The sequence below is a fragment of the Protofrankia sp. CiP1_Cm_nod4 genome, from assembly GCF_982290645.1.
Window position 1 is genome coordinate 5351 of record NZ_CEVIVC010000165.1, and the last position, 859, is coordinate 6209.

1 protein-coding gene is annotated in these 859 nt (G+C 73.1%); it reads right to left on the minus strand.

Annotated features, from left to right (window positions below; all coding sequences use genetic code 11):
• Positions 1-133 precede the first annotated feature (133 nt).
• On the minus strand, positions 134-706 hold the full coding sequence (locus AC5LSR_RS21215) for a hemerythrin domain-containing protein (RefSeq protein ID WP_250287006.1): 573 nt from the start codon (positions 704-706) through the stop codon (positions 134-136).
• Positions 707-859: the final 153 nt, after the last annotated feature.

Genomic DNA, 859 nt, shown 5'->3' on the forward strand with positions numbered 1-859 from the left:
CCGCCGGGTAGCGGGCCACGAGCGCCTCGAGCACCTCGGCGATCCGCTCACCGGCCGGATCGAGGACAGCCTGGCCGGCCGGGGCATCAGCGGGGCTCCGGGCCACCGCCCCGGCAGTGGCGTCAACAAAAGGTCACCGTACGGCGTCGCGGACGCGGTCGACGATCGACGCGATCGGGCCGACGGTCCACTGCGCGACGGGTGACCCCGTGGTGGACGGGTGCGGGTGCGTGGGAGCGATCTTCTCCGCGGTGCGCAGCCGGCGGCCCATGCCTTCCAGCTGCTCCTCGCTACGGGCCGCGTGGACGCGCGGGAACTCCTCGCTCTCCTCGTGCTCGGCGTGGCGGGAGACGGCCCGCTCGAACTCGGCCAGCTTCCGGTCGAACTCGCCGCTGTGCACGTCCATCTTCTCCAGCGCCTTGAGCACCTGCGTGGACTCGCCCTCCTCCCGGTCGCGGGCCTCGGCGACCGCCCGGTCGACATCCCTGGTCACCGGCCGCAGAACCAGCTCCTCCGCTGTCTCGTGCACCGCGAGCAGCGCCCGCAGCTCGTCGAACGCCTGCTTCTTGTGCCCGCCCGCCGTGCTGCGCACCTCGGCGAACAGGTCGCGGATACGGGCGTGCTGGTTGAGCAGGACGCCCACCACGTCATCATCAGGCAGCTGGGCCGCACGGGCCCGCTCGACGTCGGCTTCGCTCATCGTCATGAGGTCCTCCTTGGCGTGCCGCCCCTCCTCGAAGGGCAGGTCGGGTTCGATGGGCATGCCCGCCTGCCCACCGCCAAACCCCGACCCGCGCCGGCCGCTCGGCGCGGGTCGGGATCTGGCGGCGATCGGCCGAGCCATCGGCGGGTCCGTCCC

Excerpts from the sequence above, each read along its gene's own strand:
- AC5LSR_RS21215 (WP_250287006.1), bottom strand. The coding sequence starts at position 706 with ATGACGATGAGCGAAGCCGACGTCGAGCGGGCCCGTGCGGCCCAGCTG.